Raw genomic sequence first — 21,723 nt, 5'->3', positions numbered from 1 at the left:
TAATAAAATAGCAATACTTTTCAAATCGCAAAAAGAGACGTATCAGTCCCTTTTTGCAGTATTTTTAACCTGTTACAAACTGTCCGCCGTTTACGTGTATGATTTCTCCGGTTATATAAGAGGCTTCCGGCGAGGCGAGAAATACATAGGTGGATGCCAGTTCAACCGGTTGTGCAGGTCTTCCCATAGGATTATTTGATCCAAATTCACCGACTTTCTGGATACTGTATGATGAAGGAATAAGGGGAGTCCAGACAGGACCGGGAGCTACTGAGTTAACCCTTATTTTTCTGCCTGCCAGGGATAGAGCCAGAGAACGTGTAAAAGATACAATAGCACCTTTTGTGGAAGAGTAATCTATCAAAGTTTCATTTCCGCTGTAAGCCGTTATGGAAGCTGTATTTATAATACTGCAGCCGGGCTTGAAATGTGGAAGTACTGCCCTTGTCAGATAGAACATACTGAAAATATTTGTTCTAAAGGTTTTTTCAAGTTGTTCGTTTGTTATATCCTCGATACTATTTTGTGGATATTGTACACCTGCATTATTTACAAGCACATCTATTTTGCCGAAGGTATCTATTGATTTTTGAACTGCAGATTTGCAAAAATTGTCGTCTGAAACGTCTCCGGGGATTAGAATACACTTTCTGCCGTTTTGTTCTATTATATTTTTTGTATCAGCTGCATCTCCGTCTTCATTGTAATAAACTATTGCCAGATCAGCTCCTTCTTTTGCGAAGGCTGTCGCAGCCGCTCTTCCTATACCACTGTCACCGCCTGTAATTAAGATCGTTTTATCTTTAAGCTTTTCGGAACCTGTATAACCATGGTCTTCAAATACTGGTCTTGGATTCAATTGGGACTCAGTTCCAGGCTGCCTATCCTGTTTCTGCTGTGGAACTGATTGAGGGAAGTTCAGATAAAAATTATCGTTCATATTAAAAATACCTCCTATTTTTTATGATAGTTTTTGTATTTTAAATAGATATATACATGTTCTGATTTTGCACATAAAATGACATTATTGCATTTAATATTAGTAGGAAATTCATATATTATTTGAAAGGGACAAAGTTTTTTACAATGATTAGGTTTTGGGGAGATGATTTTATGAAAGGAGAATTACTAAATTATAATGATATCAGAAATTTAGAAGACAACAGCAAGGTGTGGGTGATATGGAGGCATCAAAGTTCAGATGTGTATACAATTAAGAAATTGCAATATGGTATTGATTTTATAAAATATTATTCACATAATCACTGGTTGAGTTTTTTTATGACTTATACGGCATTGGAATATAGTGTAAACAATGATATAGCTAAAATCTATGAATGGATATCCAATGATGAATATATAGAAAATAGGCTGTCAATAATAAAAAGTGCAATTAACATGTCCCTGGACACAAATGACAGGGAAAAATTCATGAGACTTTCAAAAGAATACAGGTTCTTATTGGAACAGAAAGGGATGATTGAATGATTACAGGCAGAAGACCTGTATCATTTTTTTATGGATATTAATATGGAGGCATAGATGTGAAAAAGAGGAATATTATATGCTTTGTATCTGTATTACTGAATATATTCTTTATATTTTGGAGTATACATACAATTTATGAACACCATAGAGTACAAATTTTACAAAAACAGAACATAAATAAAAATATTGTAAAGAATGACTATTATTTAGCAAGACAGAGCCAGTTTGAAACTTTGAACATAAAAAGTGAGGATATCGTATTTTTAGGAGACAGCATTACAAATAGATCTGAATGGATGGAAGTATTTGATAATCCAGATATAAAAAACAGAGGGATTGACGGAGATACTACAAGTGGTATTTTAAACAGATTGAATACAATTACCAGAGGGTATCCTAAAAAAATATTTTTAATGATAGGAATTAATGATATTTTACATAATGAGGATAGAGTCTATATATTTAACAATTATAAACAGATTTTGAATCAAATAAGGATTAATTCCCCGGATACGATTATTTATGTTGAGAGTATATTGCCGAACAATAATATTAAATCCAACAGGGATGTCAAATTTTTAAATAATGAGCTAAAAAAACTAAGTGCCAGCAAAATTATATATATAGATTTATTTGATAAATTTGTAGAACATGATAAATTGTCAGGCAGATATACTTACGATGGTACTCATTTAAATGGTCTTGGATATTTGTTGTGGAAGAAGGAAATAGAAAAGTATGTTAATTAGTACTTTTGTTCAAATTTATCTGTTTAAAAAATCCTGGATGAATTATAACCTTGGTGAATTTATTGATGAATTTGGAAGAAAGCAATATTACAATAAGTAGTGAAAGCAGGATAATGGATATTTCACTTATAATGGAATTTACATAATCAAAAAAATTATATTTAACTAATATCTTGATGATGAAACCATGAAATACATATACAGCCATGGTCCTCGAACCCAATTTTGTAAAAAATAATTTCTTGTCTGGAATGAGAGTTAAGACAAAGGTGGATATGGATATGGCTAAAATATATGTAAACATACGCAGTAGGAATTTGGGATAATTTAAACCGTCCAATTGTGAATAGGTGAAACTGCCATAGAACCATCTATAGTCAATTTTACCATTCAGCAAATATATTATCAGGAAAACAGTTAATAAACCCAAAACAGCATATTTTTTTTCAATGTGTTTTCTCATAGTATTTATATGATATTTGTGACAAAAGTAGCCCATCAAAAAATATGGGAAAAATATTATAGTTCTTGACAAACTCAGGTAATATCCAATGTTATTATCATATCCGCACAATATGGAGATAGCAACTGCTATTATGATAGAATATCTGACTTTTGAAAAATAAGGCAATATAAGATTCCATATAAAAATTGAAAGGAGATACCACATAGTCCAGTATGGATAGACAAAAGTAATTTTGAAATTTTCTGCTTTAAGTATGTAGATATTGAACAAAGAGTACAGCAATTGGAAAATAATATAAGCTGCAAGAATTCCGGCAATTTTAGAAAAATTTTTTTTGTCATTGCTGATATTTTTAGAAAAATAACCCGAAATAAAAACAAAAAGAGGCATGTGAAAAGAGTATATAAGATTATATGCCAATTTGATATTTGGATATAAACCAATTAATGGTTCAATAGCATGGCCGATTACTACTAAAGTGATCAGAAGAAATTTTAAATTGTCAAAGTAACAGCTTCTATATTTTGTTGAATTTATATTAAGCTCCATATCCATAATTGAACTCCATTTCTATAGACTTTATTGAGCAATTATATAATTCCATTGTGACAATAAGGTGTTATATTGATTAACTAAATTTGAATATAACATTTATGTAGAATTAATGTCCTTGAAAGGTCCAATAAAATATAGAATATAACTATTAATAGTGAATTACGTTTAATTCTGATGCTGTTACAATTGTTCCATATAAGATTTATTTATTGTCTAGAAATTTTTTGCAGTCTTCTATGTTTTTGAACTCCTTTTTCCTAAGTCTTTCTCCCGTATTGTCTATTGCTATCCACAAACTGCTGTCCCTGCTTATAAATTTTCCTTCAGGATTTCCAGTATAGACAGCTTTTAGTGCAGTTATGTGATCTATTTCTTTAATCAACAGCAGCCCTCCTCAGATATTTAGAATTAGTATACCTTAATTATTTACAGGATATATACTTTTAAACCATAATGCAAAAAAATATTAAAAAGTTATTGACATATTTAAACGTTTACTATATAATAAAATCAAGAAGAAGGATAAAACTTCTTCCTAGAGCACTCCTAACTCGGAGATGATTTAAAAGTTGTTTTTAAAGTGTTGGAAAGTATGGCTGAGATGCTGATGGACATTTGATTTAAGAGAATGTTCATTAAAAGAGATAACATCTGATAAGGTTGGAGAGCAGGAAGTATATGATAGTGAAAAGTAAATGTTCAGTTGAGTATATGGAATGCAGAATGACAGTTGAAGATGTGGTGTAATGGAAAGGTATAAACTATTACAGAAAGTCAATTTTATTGATGATACTATGGCCTTTAAAATTACACATAAAGTAAGTTGATCTTAGATAGGTTTTACAATATGTAAAATGTTGTAGAAAAAATCGAAAAGGGTGATGAATATTCAGGTAGAATCAAATGGTTCAGACGAGTTGGGAGTTACTTGACCACCAGTTAATCTTTGAAAATAAAGATAACTGGTGGCTTTGGCTTTTAGTATGCTTTCCTATCAAAAATTAATAAAATGTAATGCTTGACATCGAAGAAGATAAATAATATAATTATTAAAAATTGAAAAAATCATTATGATGATTGGGAAAAGTTAGTTCTACTAAGCATATTATAAGAGACCTGTTGCCTGGTGAAAGACAGGATTTGCTTGAGAATGAAGATCGCCCTGGAGTAGCTAGCTGAAGATAATAGTTTATTGTGTAAGCATAGCCGGCAGCAGCTGTTGTATTGCTGAATATTGAGAGGTTACTTTTAGTAGCAAATAGAGTGGTACCGCAGATTTAAGACTTTGTCTCTAATTAATTGAGATTAGGTCTTTTTATTTTGTCCAAAATATTGTAAATAATTAGGGGAGGAAAGATAAATGAGCAGTTATAGCGTATTTTTACCGAGTTATAGTATAGGAGAGGATGCTTACAAGGAAATTCCTGAAATATGTGAACCCTATGGGAAAAAGGCCGTTGTAATTGGAGGAAAGACAGCAATGGCAAAGTCCAAAGAATTGCTTTTGGAAGGTATAAAGGGCTCAAATATAGAGATAGTGGATTTTGTATGGTTTGGAGGTGATTCATCCTATGAAAATGTAGAGCTGTTGAAAAGGAACACATCGGTTAAAAATGCTGACATGGTGTTTGCAGTTGGGGGAGGACGAAGTGTTGACACAAGCAAGACCATGTGCGATCAGTTGGGGAAACCGCTGTTTACATTCCCTACAATAGCTTCAAATTGTGCTTCAATAACTGCAACTACAGTTATATATGATGACAAACATGTATTTAAAGAATTATATTTTACTAAAAAACCTGCAATTCATTGTTTTATAAATACAAAAATAATAGCAGAAGCGCCAGATCATTTTATATGGGCGGGTATAGGAGATGCACTGTCCAAGGAATATGAATGTACTTTCTCATCAAGAGGTGATCAACTCGATCATACCAATACTTTAGGTGTGGATATAAGTCGCAATTGTGTTGACCCTCTTTTGAAATATGGCAGAAGGGCCTATGAAGATGTTAGAAATAACAAAGTTTCAAGTGAATTGGGACAGGTGATTTTAAATATAATAATTACTACAGGGCTTGTATCAGTTCTTGTAATAAACGATTATAATAGCTGCCTTGCACATTCCGTATATTATGGATGCACCATGCTTGAACATGTGGAAAAAAATCATCTTCATGGAGAAGTTGTATCCTATGGAGTACTTGTGATGCTTACATGCGATAAGAATTATAAAGAACGTGATAGAATCTACAGTTTCAATAAGAGTATGGGTCTTCCAGTCTGCCTGGCCGATATCGAAGTAGAGGAAAAGGATCTTGACACTATATTGGACAAGGCAATGGAAACAGGGGATATAAAACATGTCCCTTATAAAATAACAAGAGACATGATTTATAATGCAATAATGGATTTGGAAAAACTAAAATTACACAATGGTAATCCGGCACAGGTGATTGGCCACCTGTAGTCGAATTTAAGTTACAGGAGTGTCTGCTTTTCGGACACTTCTTTTTCTATGTCCATTATTCTCTTATTTAAAATAGGGTGAAGGATGTATGGTGCTATTTCGGAAAGCGGTTTTAATACAAACAGCCTCTCATGCATCCTTGGATGGGGAATTATTACATCTTCACAGCTTGAAATTATATTATCGTAGAGAAGAACATCCAGGTCAATGGTTCTTGGCCCCCATTTTACAATACGCTCCCTTTTCAGGTTTTTTTCCACACCCAGGAGAAATTTTATCAACTGCTCCGGTGTAAGCATTGTCCTTATATGTGCAGCGGAATTTATGAAATTATCCTGGTCGGTATATCCTACGGGTCTGGTCTCGTAATTGCCGGAGCTTCTCATTACTTTGCAGTATGTTGAATTGTCAATGGCATTGATAGCCTTTTTTATGTTCCCAGCCTTGTCACCCATGTTAGACCCCAGTGCAATATATGCATCATGCCAGAATTTATGAATTTCCACAGCAGCATAGGCAACAGGTCTGCCAATGGGTGCCCAAGGCTTTTTTACGGTCAGCTTCAATCCTTTTATAAAATCGTACTTTGAGAGAATGAATTCAGCCAGTTTTTCGCCTGCGGTTTCGATCAGATTATATTTATGTGCCTTGAATTCATCCTCGATTTGAAGGCATAGTTCTGCATAGTTGACGGTTCTGGATATATCGTCGTTTTGAGCGGCTTTATCCAGATCAAGAAACATTTTAAGGGACAGCAGAAATTTTTGCCCAAGATCCTTCTCCTGCTGGTTTACTCCATGAAAAGCATATACTTCAAGATCTTTTATTATTATACTGTCCATAATTACCTCCCTCTCAAAATTTCATCTGTCATAAGAGCAGCCCTTTTATTTTCAAGAACATCATGTACTCTTACAAAATCACAACCCTTCATTATTCCTATTACAGTGGTGGCTACTGTTCCTTCAACTCTTTGATCTACGGGAAGCTTGAGTGCGTTTCCTATCATTGATTTTCTTGAAGTACCAAGAAGTACCGGATATCCGAGTTCCCTGAGCCTTTCCAGATGATTCATCAATTGAAGATTATGGTCATAATTTTTTGCAAATCCTATGCCCGGGTCTACAATTATATTCTCATTTTTGACTCCCGCCCTTAAAGCGATATTTATGGACTCTTTCAGATCCGCAAGTACATCTTCAACAAAGCTGCTGTAGTCTGTATTTATCCTGTTGTGCATGAGACAGCAGGGAACTGCATATTTGGAGGCAGTTTCAGCCATATCAGCATCTTTTTTGAAACCCCATATATCATTGATCATGTCAGCACCTGCATCAAGGGAAAGTTCTGCAACCCTGCTTTTGTAAGTATCAATGGAAATAGGTATATCAAATCTCTTCCTTAATATCTTTATTATTGGTACTACCCTGTCTATTTCATCATCTTCATCCACAGGGGTGTGGTTTGGTCTGGTTGATTCTCCGCCTATATCAATTATATCGACCCCATCCTCCAGCATCTTCTCTGCATGCATCAATGCCCTGTCTATGCTGTTGAATTTACCTCCATCTGAGAATGAATCCGGTGTCACGTTCAAAATGCCCATAATATAGGTTCTGCTGCCGAGTTCAAAAATATTTTTTCCTATCTTTATTTTGTTTGCCAAATGTATCACCTCAAAGATTATTTTTGTATTTTTAATATGTAATGCCGTGATTTTTCTTTTCATCCGGCCAGTTGCACTCTTTTGCTGCATTACAGCAGAAACAGTTTCTTGAAATCTTGTCACCGATGTAAATAATCTCCGATAAAATATCTCTCCTTACATTTTTACCCCTGTGGTTTTTAATGGCTTCGGCTGCAGCATTGATTTGCTGTGAACTGAATCCGCACTCATTGAGTATGTCTGTAGAAATTTCCGCACTTGCAATATTGTGTGGAATGTTTTCTTCATACTCCTTCCATCTGCCGATATCATGAAGCATTGCCACAGCGTATATAAGTTCCTTTTGCAGATGGAAGCTGTTTTCCAGATTGATTATATAGGCTATTCTTGCAACATCCAGTATATGGCATATATCATGCCGGCAGAATATCCTGTTCTTTTCCAATACCATATTTTTCTGAATGTACTTTCTGAATTTTTTATTGTGAAGTATCAAGTTAACTTTTTCCATGTTTATCACCTGCTGATCATTGAATACACATGACGCTGCAATTTTAAATCCTGCTTGAAATCTCCAAGGGCAACAACAGTAACAGTTTTGCTCCCCGGTTTTTTAACTCCCCGCATGGTCATGCACATGTGCTCGGCCTCTATTATAACCATGACACCTCTGGCATTCAGGTTGCTGTAAATGGCATGGGCTATCTGGCCTGTCAGCCGCTCCTGAAGCTGGGGACGTCTTGCAAATACTTCTACGGTTCTTGCAAGTTTGCTAAGCCCTGCAACCTTGCCGGATGGAATATATGCAATATGTACTTCTCCGTAAAAAGGTAGGAAGTGATGCTCACACATGGAATAAAAAGTTATGTTTTTCTCGAGAACAATGTCATCATCCTCTACGGTGAACACCTTGCTTAAATGTTCATCTGGATCTTTTCCCATTCCCGAGAAAATCTCCTCATACATTCTCGCAATCCTGTCAGGTGTTTCTACAAGTCCTTCCCTGTCCGGATTTTCACCTATTGCTTCAATTATCATTCTTACTGCTTGCCTGATTTTATCTTGATCCACCACTCGAAACACTCCTATTGTAAATTATAATTTTAATATAATTATATATATTATCACATAAAGATGATATTGTTTGAAAGAACTGAAAAATATGATAAAAAAGTATCCGGACTTGATTTTACAAATCCGGATATTTTCTTTCCAATTTCAGTTTTAATCAAGATGTTTTTCTGATGGAGAGTTGAATTTTGCTCTTGAACTTTCAGCCTGTGGATCATGATCTATATGCTTTTTTTTGAATTTGCCGTCTTCTTTTTTAGTATTGTTATGATTCATTTTATGCTTCATAATTATCTCTCCCTTCCAGGTATAGCTTTTCCTCAAAACCTGTTTTTATGTCGGAAAGTTTTAATTGGGATCGAAATTGGACTGTCTTACCAGTGATATCATGACTTCAATAAATTTATCAGGTTTTTCAAAATGAATATCATGCCCAGATTTTATTTTTATCATTTTATTTTTTTTGATTAAATTGTGAACTTTTTCGCCATCCTGGTCACTGTTTGCAGCATAGAGTACTCCATCCCTGCCATACAGTGTATTTGCCTTGATATATACTGAAGGACAATTTATGTTTGATAAAATTTCTTCCTGACTGAATCCATGGAACCAGGAACCTGTGTAGAAGGACTCTGAAAATTTCAAATCAAAATTATCCAGGTACAAGGTGCCATGAATCCATTTATATGGTACATACCATAATTTCAACGGTTTTCCTGGATGATTTGATCTATATTTCCTCGTGCTCTTTGCAAGAGTTGTCCTCAAGTTTCCAAACAATCCCCACATATAACTGTTTTCCATATAATATGTAGTATAATCCTTCGCCTTTGTTTGATTCACAAAATTATGAACTGTCTTGAAATTCTCCAGCCATACAAAAGTATTCTGCATTTCTTTTGGCTCTACACTAAAAAATGGGGGATCTTCAAGCACAACTCCAAGGATATTTTCTGGAGAATTGGCTGCAATCCAGGCTGCCAGAATCCCGCCAGAAGAATGACCGGATACTACGCAGGGTTTGCCGATAACATTTTTAATAAACCATACAAAATCATGGCCCATTGAAATTCCGGTATATTTTGATGAATCGTGACTGGACTTGCCGTGTCCGTGACAATCGATGGCGTATACATGATAGTACTTAGCAAGTTCTGGCAGCACCCTTGAATAATCCTCCCACTGCATGGACTGCCCATGTATCAACAAAAGAGATGGATTCCCGTCATAATCCGGTCCCTCGGCATAATTTAGCAGAGTTCCATCACTGAGAGTCACCTGTTTTTCTTTATAACCGGCACTGTATGTCCGTTTCAATGATTTTTCGTCATAATGCATGTTTTTGTGTGCATAAATATAAATAGCGGTGACAATCATAAATACAATAATTAAAAATATTTCAAATGTATTCATATTTTCCTCCAAATTATTTTTGTGTTCTGTCTGATATGCTCATTGTGTTTATATATTTATAATTTTACCATATACTATGATTTTTATATTGCAAATTAAGGTTCAAAATGGATTTTGATAATTTTAAATTCCATTTAATCCATGATATACAGCTATTTTAGTTTTGAAATGTGTTTGTTAATATTTGATTATCTTATACTATAGGGAGCACAAAGAGCAACTGTAATGGTCAAGTGTTTTTGTAACACAGCATACATTCGCATTGGTCTGACAGAGTGCCTTTGTTTGACTCCCTACCTTTTGGCCAAAGTGTTTCAGACTAATATTTATTTACTCTTATACATAAAAAATGTAGGTACTTAAATTTCAATATAATAAGTATTTTGGATTAGTCACTTCCTAGTTGTTTATCTCTTGCAAAGAGGTGTTTGTGATTAATTTGACAGCATTGTAGATGATAAAATGAGTTCTGATATAGTATGTATTTTGCTATACTTGCATATTTTAAGGATAATGCTATTTTTAGATATAAGAATTGGTTTAAAAGACAAGAGTGATGAAATTTCAATTACCGTTGATAATGATAAGAAATCAAAAAACTAAAAATGCACCAACGCTAATAAGTGCACTTTTAGTTAATTCAAACATATAAACCTGAAACCACAATATCTTCTTTTATATAATGTAACATATTTTTTAAAAATCAACTTGATTTTAGAATAAATTATTGTAAATCAGAATAATTTATTTTTCATTTAAATACATCTCATGTTAAGGTTCAACAATACTTCCTTCTGTGGTACTACCGGTTGCACTTGTATTTAAATACATCTCATGTTAAGGTTCAACTATTGTCTTTTTCTTTATCTGTATTTTTTTCCTTCGATTTAAATACATCTCATGTTAAGGTTCAACATCTCTATAGATGTAATATTGAGTTGCCCCATCAACATTTAAATACATCTCATGTTAAGGTTCAACAAATCAGGGAAAGCAGATGTGCAACTAAGATCTCGATTTAAATACATCTCATGTTAAGGTTCAACTTTAAAAGATGATATCGAGTATAAAAATTTATATAAATTTAAATACATCTCATGTTAAGGTTCAACAGAATACATAGTAAGCATTTCTTTCTCTGATAGTACATTTAAATACATCTCATGTTAAGGTTCAACTCTATGGAGCTAATTAAAACCTTCCATTATTTATATTTAAATACATCTCATGTTAAGGTTCAACCCTATACACCTTTCTAAGTCTTATAAAGTCGTTTTCATTTAAATACATCTCATGTTAAGGTTCAACTTAGAAAATCAAAATATACAGAAAGAACTTGCCAAATTTAAATACATCTCATGTTAAGGTTCAACCATTATCTTCCTCATTTAAAGCTTTATCAAAAACATTTAAATACATCTCATGTTAAGGTTCAACTTTTATATATTGAGTAAGGCCTTTTATAACATTTAATTTAAATACATCTCATGTTAAGGTTCAACTTAAAGGCATCTCCAAACAATCTCGTCTGCTATTATTTAAATACATCTCATGTTAAGGTTCAACTATTGGTATATGCATCAAGCCAAAAGTTCTATTAAGATTTAAATACATCTCATGTTAAGGTTCAACAAGATTTTAGATACTGATGAAGCCTGGGATGTATAATTTAAATACATCTCATGTTAAGGTTCAACCCACAGCAAAAAAGCCATTCTTTATTTTTATTATAACTCTGAATGCCTTGAAAATAAAGGGATAAGATAAAAATTTTCCAGTCATTTTTAGCATATATGATAAATTAATGAAAATCACATCGTAAATTAGTAATATCAAGCTCTTATATGATATTTGATTGTTATATAGATTGGAAAAATAATTATAATAGAATCTGTTTTGTTTATTTGGGTTGATAGTGAAGTAGCGATTTTACGCAATAATTGACAAAATACATTACAGAATGATATATTTATTGATAAATTCATAATAATATGGAGATGAAGTTATTAATGAAAGAATTATATTCAATAGGTGAAACAGCTAAATTAATGGGAATTTCAATACAGACACTCAGAAATTATTCCAATCTCAAATTACTTAAACCTGAGTATGTAGATCCTGATACCGGCTACAGATATTATTCTTTCAGGCAGTTTCACTATATAGACAGGATAAAATATTTAAGGGGACTGGAGCTTCCGTTATCTGAGATAGAGGATATTCTTGAAGATGGAAAAACTGATAAAATGTTAAATTATCTCAAAATTCAGGAAAAGAGAATAGCATCCGAATTAAAGAAAATCAAGGAAGTACATGAGGATATTAAATGGTATATAAATTATTTTGAGTATCTAGATCATTACCACTTTGAGAATGTTCCTTATGTTCTTCGTCTTGACAAAAGATATATCATGTATGTGGACTGCAATGAAGGTGATACGGTGGAAACTGTGGAGACAAGACTTGCGCAATTGAAAAACAAGCAGAATTTGAAATATAGAAGGCAGTATGGATATATAGCAGATTTTGATTCCATGATAAATAAGAATTTCAAGCCAAGTAGGTATTTTATATACTTGAAGGAAAAGCCTGAATCTGACGCGGACTGGTTGATGGAACTTCCACAGGGAGAATATCTTTGCTTCCGTGCCAAGGTTTGTGCAGGTGAGTATGATCCGTCCATAATAATGAAGTACCTGGAGAATACGAGTCTCCCACAATATGTTGTGGCAAGTGAATATGAGGACAACCTTGTGGAATATCATTATTGTCCTTATGAAATACAGATATTGATATCACCAAATTCATAAAAAAGCACATCAAATTTTGATAAAAAAATAATTGACTCTATAATAATTATAGACTTTATAATCTAGCTAAATTCAAAAATATATTTCATTTTTATTGGGAGGTACTGACATGGAAAAAAATCAAATTGAGTTTAGCGAGGCTACACGTATTTTATATGAGGGAGAGAAGATCAACGGGGTTTCTTTGAGACCGGAATCTGCTCCTATTTTTTTAACAACAGCATTCAGTATGGGAAATTTGAATGATGTTCAAAATACCTATGATACAAAAGGATATACTTACGTACGTACCAGGAATCCTAATCGAAATTCACTTGGAGAGGCCATATCATATTTGGAAAAAGGGAAATACACGCTTATATTTTCATCGGGAATGGGAGCCATTACAACCACATACTTTTCACTTCTAAAACCTGGGGATCATTTTATTGCAAATAAAAATATATATGGTGAAACCTTTGATGTTATAAATTTATTGTTGAAAAACTATGGAGTATCCATCGAATTTGTGGATTTTACGGATCTTGATGCAGTAAAAAAATCACTCAGGCCAAATACAAGAATGTTATATACGGAGGTTGCAAGTAATCCTACAGACAGACTTGCAGATATTGAAAAACTGGCTGTCATAGCCCATTCTGCCGAAGCCATGCTCATGGTTGACAATACATTTACAACTCCTATTGCCGTTAAACCATTGGCTCTTGGAGCTGATATCGTCATAAACAGCCTGACTAAATTCATAAATGGACATAGTGATGCACTTGCAGGATCAATAACGGTAAATGATCAGGAGCTGTTTGATAAAATTCATCAGATAAGAATGCTTGTTGGAACATCAGGCTGTCCGTTTAGTGCGTGGGAAGTTTACAGGGGGATACACACTATTGATCTACGTGTTAAAAAACAGATGAAAAATGCACATCTTCTGGCTGCGTCACTTGAGAGGAACAGCAGTGTAATAAAGGTGAATCACCCGTCACTTAAGACCAATCCACAGTATGAGCTTGCCATGAAGATATTCAGGAATGAGGATACCATGACGGGAATGCTGAGCTTTGAGATGCCTGATGACAGGGAAAAAATAGATAAATTCATGGACAGATTGAATCTGGCACATTATGCTCCAACTCTTGGGGGAATACGTACCACGCTTTCACATCCTCTTCATTCTTCACATTACAATGTTCCAAAAGAAGAGCTGAAGGAGATGGGAATTTCCTATGGGCTTATGAGAGTATCCGTTGGAATAGAGGATGCCGAAGATCTGATTGCAGATTTCAATCAGGCTCTTGAAGTATTTTAATATATCCGAAAAGAAGGGGAATTTATACATGAATGATCTTTCAGAGGAAATAAGATCAATTGTTGAAGATGAATTTGCAAATTACAAATATAATTTCAGATTTCGCAGTCCAATTATAGGATTTGCGGATGCATGTGACCCTCTCTATGACAAATTGAGTGAAATAATAGGTCATAAGCAGCTTCATCCACAGGATATACTGGAGGGTGCAAAAACTGTAATTGTATATTTTATCCCTTTTTCAATAGATGTCATAAAAAAATTGAGAGGACCTAGGGTCATAGTAAAGGAATGGTCTGAAAATTACACTTGCGGAAATATATTGCTGAAAAAGATAAGTGAAAGACTTGAAAGTGAGTTGGTGAGAAAAGGCATAAACGTAAAAAGTGAACCTCCCACCAACAATTATGATCCAGTTGAATTAACTGCAAAATGGTCTCATAAATCTTCTGCGGTTATTGCCGGAATAGGAACTTTTGGTCTCAATCACCTGTTGATTACTGAATGTGGTACTGCCGGACGATTGAACAGCTTGATAATAGATGAGAGAATTGAGCCTACCAAAAGACCTGATGGCTCCTATTGTCTTTACTATAAGAGTGGAAAATGTAAAGTGTGTGTAGAAAAATGTCCTACCGGAGCATTGTCTGTTGAAGGCTATGACAGGTTCAGGTGCAATGCCTATCTGGATGGAAAGAATATTCACGATCTGGAACAGGGCTGTGGGATGTGCAGTTCAGGTCCCTGCGCCTGCAGAGGTTTTATCTGAATTTATCCTTTTTCTTTTGGAGGTGGATTTATTGAGCAGATATACTGACAGTCAGCATGAGCGGGCACTTGCCGAAACTCTGCATTGGATGAAGAAAAGACCTGTCGGCAGGGAAGAGGAATATGAATACGCCGAGTACCAATACAGGTTGAAGGATTACAGGAAAGCGGTTCTGTGGTATGGGAAATCGGCGGAGAAGGATTATGTTCCTGCTTTGTATAGACTGGCTTATTGTATGAGAAACAATATGGGTACCGTATCAGACCTTGAACTGGAAAACTTCTATTTTAGAAAAGTTGTTGAGAAAGATATGAAACTGCCTGACAAGGAGGCTGGGTACAGACTGGGAATGTGCCATCTATATGGTTATGGTGTAAAAAAGGATGAAGATTTGGGACTTTTCTATCTTGAGTCTGTAAAAGATTCAAATATGGAAGCACTGTATGAAATAGGTATTGCATATAGAGATGGAAAAGGGTCTTACAAAAAGGACATTCATATGGCAGAAAAATGTTTTATGAAGGCATACGGGGGATTTTGCGAGGAGGCAATTTTTGCTGCCTTTGACATGTTTCATGGAGAATTTGATGAGTTTCCCTATAAAAGAGATATCAAGGAAGCATATAGTTTTAAACTTGGAAGGCTTGTCAGGGCAGCTGAGCTGATTCCATGCAGAGAATACCTTTTGCGCCTTGCGGATTTTTACAGGAGAGGATATCCGGGAGATTCGGAAAGTGGACGCAGAAATTTTTTAAAACTGGCAAAAAAATATTATGAAAGGGCAGGCGAAGTTAAATGTTGAACAGAGAGTTACCTAGAATAATAACTGATGAGGTACCGGGACCTAAAGCGAAAGCAATATTAGAAAGAAGGAAGAAGTCAACTCCGGGTGCTATAAAATGCATTTATCCCTGTGTAATGGATGAGGCACAGGGTGCAATTATAAAAGATGTTGATGGGAATTTATTTCTTGACTGGATAGGAGGAGTTGGAGTACTGAATGTAGGCCATGCCAATCCCGAAGTTGTGGAGGCAATCAGGAAGCAAAGTGAGAAGTATCTGCATGGAATGTTCAATGTGGTAACCCATGAAGGATATGTGGAGCTGGCGGAAAAAATGAATCAGATAGTTCCGGTGAGAGGTAAAATGAGGAAAACCATGTTTGCAAATAGCGGGGCCGAAGCGGATGAAAACGCGGTAAAGATTGCAAAGGCATATACAAGGAGACCCAACATCATAGTATTTTCCGGGGCGTTTCATGGAAGGACAATGCTTACCATGGCCATGACCTCCAAGAAATCATATGCTCTTGGCATGGGACCTTTTCCTGATGGAGTATATAGAGCTGAGTATCCGTATTTGTATAGAAAACCTATAGGACTGGATGATAATGAGGCAATAGATTATTATGTTGCAAAACTCAGGAAGGTATTTGAGGAATGCTCACCGGCAGAATATGTGGCAGCCGTAGTTCTGGAACCGCTCCAGGGTGAGGGAGGATTTATTCCGGCTCCGATAGAGTGGGTAAAGGCCGTAAGGGAGATATGTGATGAAAATGGTATACTTCTTGTTGCTGATGAAGTACAGTCCGGATTTGGAAGAACAGGAAAAATGTTCGCATCAGATTACTGGAGGGAAAATGGATTTGAACCCGATATCCTTACTGCGGCAAAGTCCATAGCGGATGGGATTCCACTCAGTTCCATCACTGCAAGAAGTGAGATTTTCGATGCAGTTCCGGATGGTGTAATCGGAGGAACTTTTGGAGGAAATGCGGTTGCATGTGCAGCGGCCCTGAAGGTTGTTCAAATTATACAGAGAGATAATTTATGCGAGCGTTCCAGAATTATAGGGAAAAGATGTATGGAGACATTTGAAAAGTGGAAGGATAAATATGGTGTAGTCGGTGACGTGAGAGGAATGGGTGGAATGGTCGGAATTGAATTTGTAAAGGACAAGGTATCCAAAGCACCCAATAGGGAATTCACTTCCAGATTGATAGATAATGCGTCAAGAAAAGGGCTTTTGCTTGAAAGTGCAGGAACTTACGGGAATGTAATAAGATTTCTGGCACCGCTTGTTATTACTGACGAGCAGCTGGAATGTGGTTTTGATATTTTTGAACAAAGTATAAAAAAATGCATATACGAATATTAAATTATTAATAAATCAGGAATAAAAACATAAAATTAAAAAAACATTGTTGACTCTATAGCAGTAATAGAGTTTATTATATATATAAAAATACAGCTGATTTTTAACATGTTTTCATAATATACACGTGTATAATATAAATTTGATAAAGATATTGAAAATGAAAGTGAGTGTTTATTAATGAAAAAGAAAATATTTGCCATGCTCTTTTTATCGGTTTTTATACTGTCATTTGCTGGTTGCAGCTCGAACAAAACTGATTCGAACAATTCCAAAAAATTGAAAATAGTCACTTATGCTAATTGGAATCCCTTCGAGTATTTAGACAATGGCAATCTGGTAGGATTTGATATTGATCTGATAAAAGCTGCTGCAAAAGAAGCAGGATATGACTATGAAATTAAAAATGTCGGTTGGGATGCAATGTTTACACAAATAGGCAATAAAACAGCAGATCTTGGTATATCGGGGATAACCATAACGGATGACAGAAAACAGACCTATGATTTTTCAATTCCCTATTTTGTATCGAGACAGAGTATTTTAGTTAAAAAGGATAGCTCAATTAAATCCGGAAAGGATCTGAAAGGGAAAACTGTTGCAGTACAGAGCGGATCTACAGGACAGGAAGCAGTGGAAAAACTTCTCGGAAAAAATAATCCTAATATTAAAAAGGTTAAAACAGGATTGTCTTATATGGAACTTATACATGGAGGAGCAGATGCAGTTGTAGGGGACGATACCAGCAATAGATCATTCCTTGCAAATAATTCACAGGAAGGTTTGAGCATTATTCAAGATAATAAAACATTTTCTCCGGAATACTTTGGAATTATATTTCCAAAAGGAAGTAAACTGAAAACCGATTTTAATAAGGCACTTAACAAGTTGTACGATAATGGAAAATTCTCGTCTATATATAAAAAGTGGTTTAAGGTTGATCCAAATATGGAGGAACTGAAATCCCAGAACTGATATCTTGAGACATGATTTTTAAAGGAGTGGGTGCAATGAACTTTAGATTTGATATTATTTCTGAATATTCTCATTTTCTTGTAATTGGTACATTGCTTACTATAGGATTATCAATTGCAGCAGTTATTTTCGGAACAATAATCGGTCTGATAATTTGTCTGGGAAAAATGTCTAAAAACAAAGTGATATCTTCAATATTTACCTGCTATGTAGGCTTTTTTAGAGGAACTCCATTGCTGGTTCAAATACTTATAATGAACTTTGGTGTCATACCTGCCGTTATTGGAGAGACAAATGGAGTAATTGCGGCTATAGCTTCTCTTTCTTTGAATTCAGCGGCTTATATTGCAGAGACAATAAGAGCTGGTATTCAATCTGTACATAGAGGGCAGATGGAAGCATCGCGTTCACTTGGAATGACACATGCACAGTCAATGAGATATATTATTTTACCTCAGGCTTTAAAAAGTATACTTCCTGCACTTGGAAACGAATTTGTAAGTTTAATAAAGGATTCCTCACTTGCATCGACAATAGCAACACCTGAATTGATGTACTGGGCTCAGGCAATGAATGCACAATATTATAGGGTCTGGGAACCGTATCTTGCATCCGCGGCTATTTATCTGGTACTTACTCTTTCTATGAGCGGTTTGGTAAGCAGGTTGGAAAGGAGATCGGATGCTAAATGATTAGAGTTGAACATTTAAAAAAATCCTTTGGTGAAAATCAAATTTTAAAGGATATCAATGTAGAAATCAAAGACAGTGAGGTTGTAGTAATTATAGGTGCTTCCGGAGCTGGAAAATCAACTTTTCTAAGATGTATAAACAAGCTGGAAGACCCTACAGAAGGGCATATATATATAGATGATGTCGACGTAATGTCCAAAGAAACCGACATAAATAAAATCAGAGAGAAGGTGGGTATGGTATTTCAGGATTTCAATTTGTTCCCACATATGAGTGTGCTTAAAAATATCATGATTTCGCCTATGAAAGTAAAAAAAGTCGGAGAGAAAGATGCAAGGGAGAAGGCTATGGAACTACTTGGAAAAGTGGGACTCAGGGATAAGGCCGACGAATATCCAAATTCTCTTTCAGGAGGTCAGAAACAGCGTATAGCAATAGCCAGAGCACTTGCAATGGAGCCTGAAGTAATGCTGTTTGATGAACCGACTTCTGCATTGGACCCCGAGATGGTTGGAGAGGTTCTGGATGTTATGAAACAGCTGGCAAAGGATGGAATGACAATGATTGTTGTCACTCATGAAATGGGATTTGCCAGAGAGGTAGGAGACAGGATTATATTCATGGATGGTGGATACATTATTGAACAAAATACTCCATCTGAGTTGTTTGATAATCCACAGAAAGAGAGAACAAAAGCTTTTTTGAGCAAAATACTTTAGTGTGGTGAAATGAGGAGGTATATTTGTGTTTAAAGATATGGATAAAGAATTTTCATTTGAGACAGAATTAATGAGACAAGGAGCATATATAAATAAACTGGCCTCAAATCCGGAAACTGCTCCGATTTATCTGACAACTGCCTTTAATGTGCAGGATCTTCAAGAATTGCAGGAGAGATATGATGTCGGAGGTTTTTGCTATAACAGAAACAGGAATCCGAATAGAAGTGCGCTGATTGAACTTATGACATATCTTGAAAAAGGAGAAGATTCTATTATATGCAGTTCAGGAATGGCTGCAATTTCTACAACAATTTTATCTATAGTCAAACAGGGAGATCATGTTCTTTCAGATAAGACTCTGTATGGAGAAACTATAGATATATTCAGTAAAGTTCTGCCGAAGTACGGTATCGATGTAACATATGTAGATTTTACAAATGTTGATGAAGTGAAAAATTCCATGAAGGACAATACCAAAGTACTTTATACAGAAACAGTTTCAAATCCGATGATTACTGTCGTTGATATAGATGAGATATCACATATAGCTCATAGGAATAATGCTTTGCTGATTGTGGATAATACATTTATGACATCAGTTGCTTTCAGACCTATTGAACATGGAGCCGATGTTACAGTGAACAGCCTCACGAAATTTGCAAACGGACATAGTGATGCCGTATGTGGATCGGCCACAGGCAGCAAAGAACTCATAAAAAAAGCCTATGATCTGCAGGTATTGCTTGGTACTTCAGCGGATGCATTTACTTCATGGCTTGTTCAAAGGGGCATGCGAACAATGTCACTTCGTGTAGAAAAGCAGATGTCAAATGCAGCAATGCTTGCAAAAGCCCTGGATGATTGTCCATATGTGTTGAAAGTTAATCATCCAAGCTTGGAGAAACATCCTCAGCATGAGCTGGCAAAGAGGTTGTTTGATGACAAATTTGGTGGAATGCTGAGTTTTGTATTGTCTGATGATAAAGAGAAAATCAATCGATTCATGAGAAAACTCAAGCTTGCCCATTATGCCATGACATTGGGAGGATACAGGACAACCATTTCTCATCCTGTTATGTCTTCACACTATGATGTGCCCGAAGAAAAAAGACTAGAAATGGGAATAACATACGGGCTGATAAGAGTATCTGTAGGAATAGAAAAAGGTGAGGATCTGATAGGGGATTTTCTTAAGGCATTGGAAGTTTTTAAATAATGAAAATTAATTTACCTGGCAGTCTGATGTATTGACTGTCAGGATTTTTTAGTTGCCTGTATTTCCGGATGATGCTGGAGGAGTCTGGGTATCGGAATTTCCAGATGATCCGCCGGATGATCCTGTCGTCTGTGTCTGTGTTTTTGTATCAGAATTTCCAGATGTTCCAGATGTTCCGGATGAATCTCCTGTCTGTGTTCCTTTATCCGAGTTCCCGGATGAGTCTGCCGGAGTTTTGTTTATATCAGAATTGCCGGATGATTTTGTTTCAGGTGTTTTTGTACCGGAATTTCCTGTTGATGATTTTGAATCCGTATTTCCATAGGAACCAGTTTTGGATGCTTTCGTGCCTGTATTTTCAGATTTATCCGTTTGTGATGTTTTACTATTTGTATTTCCCGTATTGCCATATGATGATCCTGACGAATCAGTTGACTGTTTTGAAGTATTTGTATTTACAGCAGGTGTTCGTGTATTTGAAGGTAATCCTTTGAAATAAGATTTTACCATTATTCCCACAATCACAACCAACATGATTGACACGATAGATAACAGAGCTTTTTTACTGATACCGGGTTTTCCACTTATTCTTTTATTTTCAATTGGTGGCCTGTTTGTGCTATTTGCCATTGCCTGCCCTGTATTTTGTCTCCTTTTGAACAATGAGGATAGAATCCCAATTTGATATATGGAATTTATTCTCTTGAAATTTTCAGGTGACCTGAGTACAACAATAGGTTTGGCATTTACTGCACGTTGATTTTCGATACATACTATAACTGAAAATTTATCGCCCTTACTCAAAAATGGAATGTGAATATCTATTATTTTGTCTTTTACCGAGGAATCAAATTTCAAACCTTTTGTGATTTTGGCATCTGTAATCTTCAAGCTGTTCTGTAAACTTTGTATATTCAGACTCAGTTCATGAATTGTCTTCTTTGATACATTGCTGACAGTAACAATATATTCACAGATCTTTCTCCCATTTATCCTTTTAGGTACTGTATTTTTTATATTGCACAGTATTCTGGGTGCCAAATTTTTATAATAATCCAATAATAAACCGGATATAAATGATATAATTATCGTTATGACCGCAGTTTTAATAACATTTAGCATATCAATCTCGCTTCCTTAATTTTTAGCATTATGCAATTAAATTATAAATTAGATAGGTATGGGTGTCAAACTAAAATTC

The 21,723-nt window shown here is 35.1% G+C and carries 22 protein-coding genes, 1 CRISPR repeat array and 1 other annotated feature; of the genes, 12 read left to right on the top strand and 10 right to left on the bottom strand.

Translation table 11 applies throughout. From position 1 onward, the window contains the following. Positions 1–64: 64 nt before the first annotated feature. Complete coding sequence (locus LKE46_RS11575; RefSeq protein ID WP_291722290.1) at positions 65–940, bottom strand: SDR family oxidoreductase; 876 nt, start codon at positions 938–940, stop codon at positions 65–67. Positions 941–1,113: 173 nt separating this feature from the next. Here LKE46_RS11575 and LKE46_RS11570 point away from each other — a divergent pair, with 173 nt between their 5' ends. Both LKE46_RS11570 and LKE46_RS11565 read left to right on the top strand, forming a co-directional pair. After that, positions 1,114–1,488, top strand: coding sequence for an IDEAL domain-containing protein (locus tag LKE46_RS11570; protein WP_291722287.1), 375 nt, complete (start codon positions 1,114–1,116; stop codon positions 1,486–1,488). Between the two features lie 56 nt (positions 1,489–1,544). After that, the gene (locus LKE46_RS11565; protein WP_291722236.1) at positions 1,545–2,237 is read left to right on the top strand and encodes a GDSL-type esterase/lipase family protein; all 693 of its coding nucleotides are present in this window, start codon (positions 1,545–1,547) and stop codon (positions 2,235–2,237) included. Here LKE46_RS11565 and LKE46_RS11560 read toward each other — a convergent pair. After that, positions 2,230–3,252 (bottom strand): acyltransferase family protein, encoded by a 1,023-nt coding sequence (locus tag LKE46_RS11560; RefSeq protein WP_291725675.1) that lies wholly within the window; start codon positions 3,250–3,252, stop codon positions 2,230–2,232. The genes LKE46_RS11565 and LKE46_RS11560 overlap by 8 nt on opposite strands. A gap of 208 nt (positions 3,253–3,460) precedes the next feature. Then, on the bottom strand, positions 3,461–3,640 hold the full coding sequence (locus LKE46_RS11555) for a hypothetical protein (protein ID WP_291722233.1): 180 nt from the start codon (positions 3,638–3,640) through the stop codon (positions 3,461–3,463). 682 nt (positions 3,641–4,322) lie between these two features. After that, positions 4,323–4,554, top strand: a binding site (T-box leader). 64 nt (positions 4,555–4,618) lie between these two features. On the opposite strand from LKE46_RS11555, the gene LKE46_RS11550 reads away from it, so the two are divergent. Further along, a complete protein-coding gene (locus tag LKE46_RS11550; RefSeq protein WP_291722231.1) occupies positions 4,619–5,728 on the top strand; it encodes an iron-containing alcohol dehydrogenase family protein in 1,110 nt (369 codons plus the stop codon). A gap of 11 nt (positions 5,729–5,739) precedes the next feature. On the opposite strand, the gene folK is transcribed toward LKE46_RS11550, so the two are convergent. From folK to LKE46_RS11520, 6 genes are all read right to left on the bottom strand, one after another. Further along, positions 5,740–6,570 (bottom strand): 2-amino-4-hydroxy-6-hydroxymethyldihydropteridine diphosphokinase, encoded by an 831-nt coding sequence (gene folK, locus LKE46_RS11545; protein WP_291722229.1) that lies wholly within the window; start codon positions 6,568–6,570, stop codon positions 5,740–5,742. A gap of 2 nt (positions 6,571–6,572) precedes the next feature. Then, positions 6,573–7,382 (bottom strand): dihydropteroate synthase, encoded by an 810-nt coding sequence (gene folP / locus LKE46_RS11540; RefSeq protein ID WP_291725673.1) that lies wholly within the window; start codon positions 7,380–7,382, stop codon positions 6,573–6,575. Between the two features lie 43 nt (positions 7,383–7,425). Next, positions 7,426–7,905, bottom strand: a complete 480-nt coding sequence (locus LKE46_RS11535; RefSeq protein ID WP_291722224.1) for an HD domain-containing protein — start codon at positions 7,903–7,905, stop codon at positions 7,426–7,428. Between the two features lie 5 nt (positions 7,906–7,910). Then, the gene (folE, locus tag LKE46_RS11530) at positions 7,911–8,465 is read right to left on the bottom strand and encodes a GTP cyclohydrolase I FolE (RefSeq protein ID WP_291725671.1); all 555 of its coding nucleotides are present in this window, start codon (positions 8,463–8,465) and stop codon (positions 7,911–7,913) included. Positions 8,466–8,618: 153 nt separating this feature from the next. Continuing rightward, positions 8,619–8,753, bottom strand: coding sequence for a CPC_1213 family protein (locus LKE46_RS11525; RefSeq protein ID WP_291722220.1), 135 nt, complete (start codon positions 8,751–8,753; stop codon positions 8,619–8,621). 60 nt (positions 8,754–8,813) lie between these two features. Then, complete coding sequence (locus LKE46_RS11520) at positions 8,814–9,878, bottom strand: alpha/beta hydrolase (RefSeq protein ID WP_291722217.1); 1,065 nt, start codon at positions 9,876–9,878, stop codon at positions 8,814–8,816. Between the two features lie 753 nt (positions 9,879–10,631). Beyond that, positions 10,632–11,575: a CRISPR direct-repeat array (repeat unit 30 nt; unit sequence ATTTAAATACATCTCATGTTAAGGTTCAAC). 312 nt (positions 11,576–11,887) lie between these two features. On the opposite strand from LKE46_RS11520, the gene LKE46_RS11515 reads away from it, so the two are divergent. From LKE46_RS11515 to LKE46_RS11475, 9 genes are all read left to right on the top strand, one after another. Next, complete coding sequence (locus LKE46_RS11515) at positions 11,888–12,688, top strand: MerR family transcriptional regulator (protein ID WP_291722214.1); 801 nt, start codon at positions 11,888–11,890, stop codon at positions 12,686–12,688. Positions 12,689–12,797: 109 nt separating this feature from the next. Continuing rightward, positions 12,798–13,994, top strand: a complete 1,197-nt coding sequence (locus tag LKE46_RS11510) for a trans-sulfuration enzyme family protein (RefSeq protein WP_291722211.1) — start codon at positions 12,798–12,800, stop codon at positions 13,992–13,994. Between the two features lie 28 nt (positions 13,995–14,022). Then, a complete protein-coding gene (locus tag LKE46_RS11505; protein ID WP_291722208.1) occupies positions 14,023–14,763 on the top strand; it encodes an epoxyqueuosine reductase in 741 nt (246 codons plus the stop codon). Positions 14,764–14,794: 31 nt separating this feature from the next. Continuing rightward, positions 14,795–15,565, top strand: a complete 771-nt coding sequence (locus LKE46_RS11500; RefSeq protein ID WP_291722205.1) for a tetratricopeptide repeat protein — start codon at positions 14,795–14,797, stop codon at positions 15,563–15,565. After that, positions 15,559–16,920, top strand: coding sequence for an aspartate aminotransferase family protein (locus LKE46_RS11495; RefSeq protein ID WP_291722202.1), 1,362 nt, complete (start codon positions 15,559–15,561; stop codon positions 16,918–16,920). The genes LKE46_RS11500 and LKE46_RS11495 overlap by 7 nt, the downstream gene beginning before the upstream one ends. A gap of 177 nt (positions 16,921–17,097) precedes the next feature. Further along, entirely contained in the window at positions 17,098–17,892 is a 795-nt protein-coding gene (locus tag LKE46_RS11490; protein ID WP_291722199.1) for a basic amino acid ABC transporter substrate-binding protein, read from the top strand. Between the two features lie 11 nt (positions 17,893–17,903). Continuing rightward, a complete protein-coding gene (locus tag LKE46_RS11485; RefSeq protein WP_291722196.1) occupies positions 17,904–18,584 on the top strand; it encodes an amino acid ABC transporter permease in 681 nt (226 codons plus the stop codon). Beyond that, complete coding sequence (locus LKE46_RS11480; RefSeq protein ID WP_291722193.1) at positions 18,581–19,303, top strand: amino acid ABC transporter ATP-binding protein; 723 nt, start codon at positions 18,581–18,583, stop codon at positions 19,301–19,303. The genes LKE46_RS11485 and LKE46_RS11480 overlap by 4 nt, the downstream gene beginning before the upstream one ends. 25 nt (positions 19,304–19,328) lie before the next feature. Further along, complete coding sequence (locus LKE46_RS11475) at positions 19,329–20,522, top strand: trans-sulfuration enzyme family protein (RefSeq protein WP_291722190.1); 1,194 nt, start codon at positions 19,329–19,331, stop codon at positions 20,520–20,522. Positions 20,523–20,570: 48 nt separating this feature from the next. Here the strand turns inward: LKE46_RS11475 and LKE46_RS11470 are convergent, their stop codons facing one another. Further along, positions 20,571–21,644: a hypothetical protein gene (locus LKE46_RS11470; RefSeq protein ID WP_291722187.1), complete on the bottom strand. Its 1,074-nt coding sequence runs from the start codon at positions 21,642–21,644 to the stop codon at positions 20,571–20,573. Positions 21,645–21,723 lie beyond the last annotated feature (79 nt).

The sequence above is a fragment of the Clostridium sp. genome (assembly GCF_022482905.1).
In the GTDB taxonomy this organism is placed as follows: domain Bacteria; phylum Bacillota; class Clostridia; order Clostridiales; family Clostridiaceae; genus Clostridium_B.
This window is presented reverse-complemented; position numbering and strand designations above follow the sequence as displayed.

Excerpts from the sequence above, each read along its gene's own strand:
- LKE46_RS11485 (WP_291722196.1), top strand. The coding sequence starts at position 17,904 with ATGATTTTTAAAGGAGTGGGTGCAATGAACTTTAGATTTGATATTATT.
- LKE46_RS11495 (WP_291722202.1), top strand. The coding sequence starts at position 15,559 with ATGTTGAACAGAGAGTTACCTAGAATAATAACTGATGAGGTACCGGGA.
- LKE46_RS11560 (WP_291725675.1), bottom strand. The coding sequence starts at position 3,252 with ATGGAGCTTAATATAAATTCAACAAAATATAGAAGCTGTTACTTTGAC.
- folK (WP_291722229.1), bottom strand. The coding sequence starts at position 6,570 with ATGGACAGTATAATAATAAAAGATCTTGAAGTATATGCTTTTCATGGA.
- LKE46_RS11490 (WP_291722199.1), top strand. The coding sequence starts at position 17,098 with ATGAAAAAGAAAATATTTGCCATGCTCTTTTTATCGGTTTTTATACTG.
- LKE46_RS11505 (WP_291722208.1), top strand. The coding sequence starts at position 14,023 with ATGAATGATCTTTCAGAGGAAATAAGATCAATTGTTGAAGATGAATTT.
- LKE46_RS11510 (WP_291722211.1), top strand. The coding sequence starts at position 12,798 with ATGGAAAAAAATCAAATTGAGTTTAGCGAGGCTACACGTATTTTATAT.
- LKE46_RS11575 (WP_291722290.1), bottom strand. The coding sequence starts at position 940 with ATGAACGATAATTTTTATCTGAACTTCCCTCAATCAGTTCCACAGCAG.
- LKE46_RS11570 (WP_291722287.1), top strand. The coding sequence starts at position 1,114 with ATGAAAGGAGAATTACTAAATTATAATGATATCAGAAATTTAGAAGAC.
- LKE46_RS11470 (WP_291722187.1), bottom strand. The coding sequence starts at position 21,644 with ATGCTAAATGTTATTAAAACTGCGGTCATAACGATAATTATATCATTT.
- LKE46_RS11515 (WP_291722214.1), top strand. The coding sequence starts at position 11,888 with ATGAAAGAATTATATTCAATAGGTGAAACAGCTAAATTAATGGGAATT.
- LKE46_RS11525 (WP_291722220.1), bottom strand. The coding sequence starts at position 8,753 with ATGAAGCATAAAATGAATCATAACAATACTAAAAAAGAAGACGGCAAA.
- LKE46_RS11550 (WP_291722231.1), top strand. The coding sequence starts at position 4,619 with ATGAGCAGTTATAGCGTATTTTTACCGAGTTATAGTATAGGAGAGGAT.
- LKE46_RS11480 (WP_291722193.1), top strand. The coding sequence starts at position 18,581 with ATGATTAGAGTTGAACATTTAAAAAAATCCTTTGGTGAAAATCAAATT.
- LKE46_RS11535 (WP_291722224.1), bottom strand. The coding sequence starts at position 7,905 with ATGGAAAAAGTTAACTTGATACTTCACAATAAAAAATTCAGAAAGTAC.
- LKE46_RS11520 (WP_291722217.1), bottom strand. The coding sequence starts at position 9,878 with ATGAATACATTTGAAATATTTTTAATTATTGTATTTATGATTGTCACC.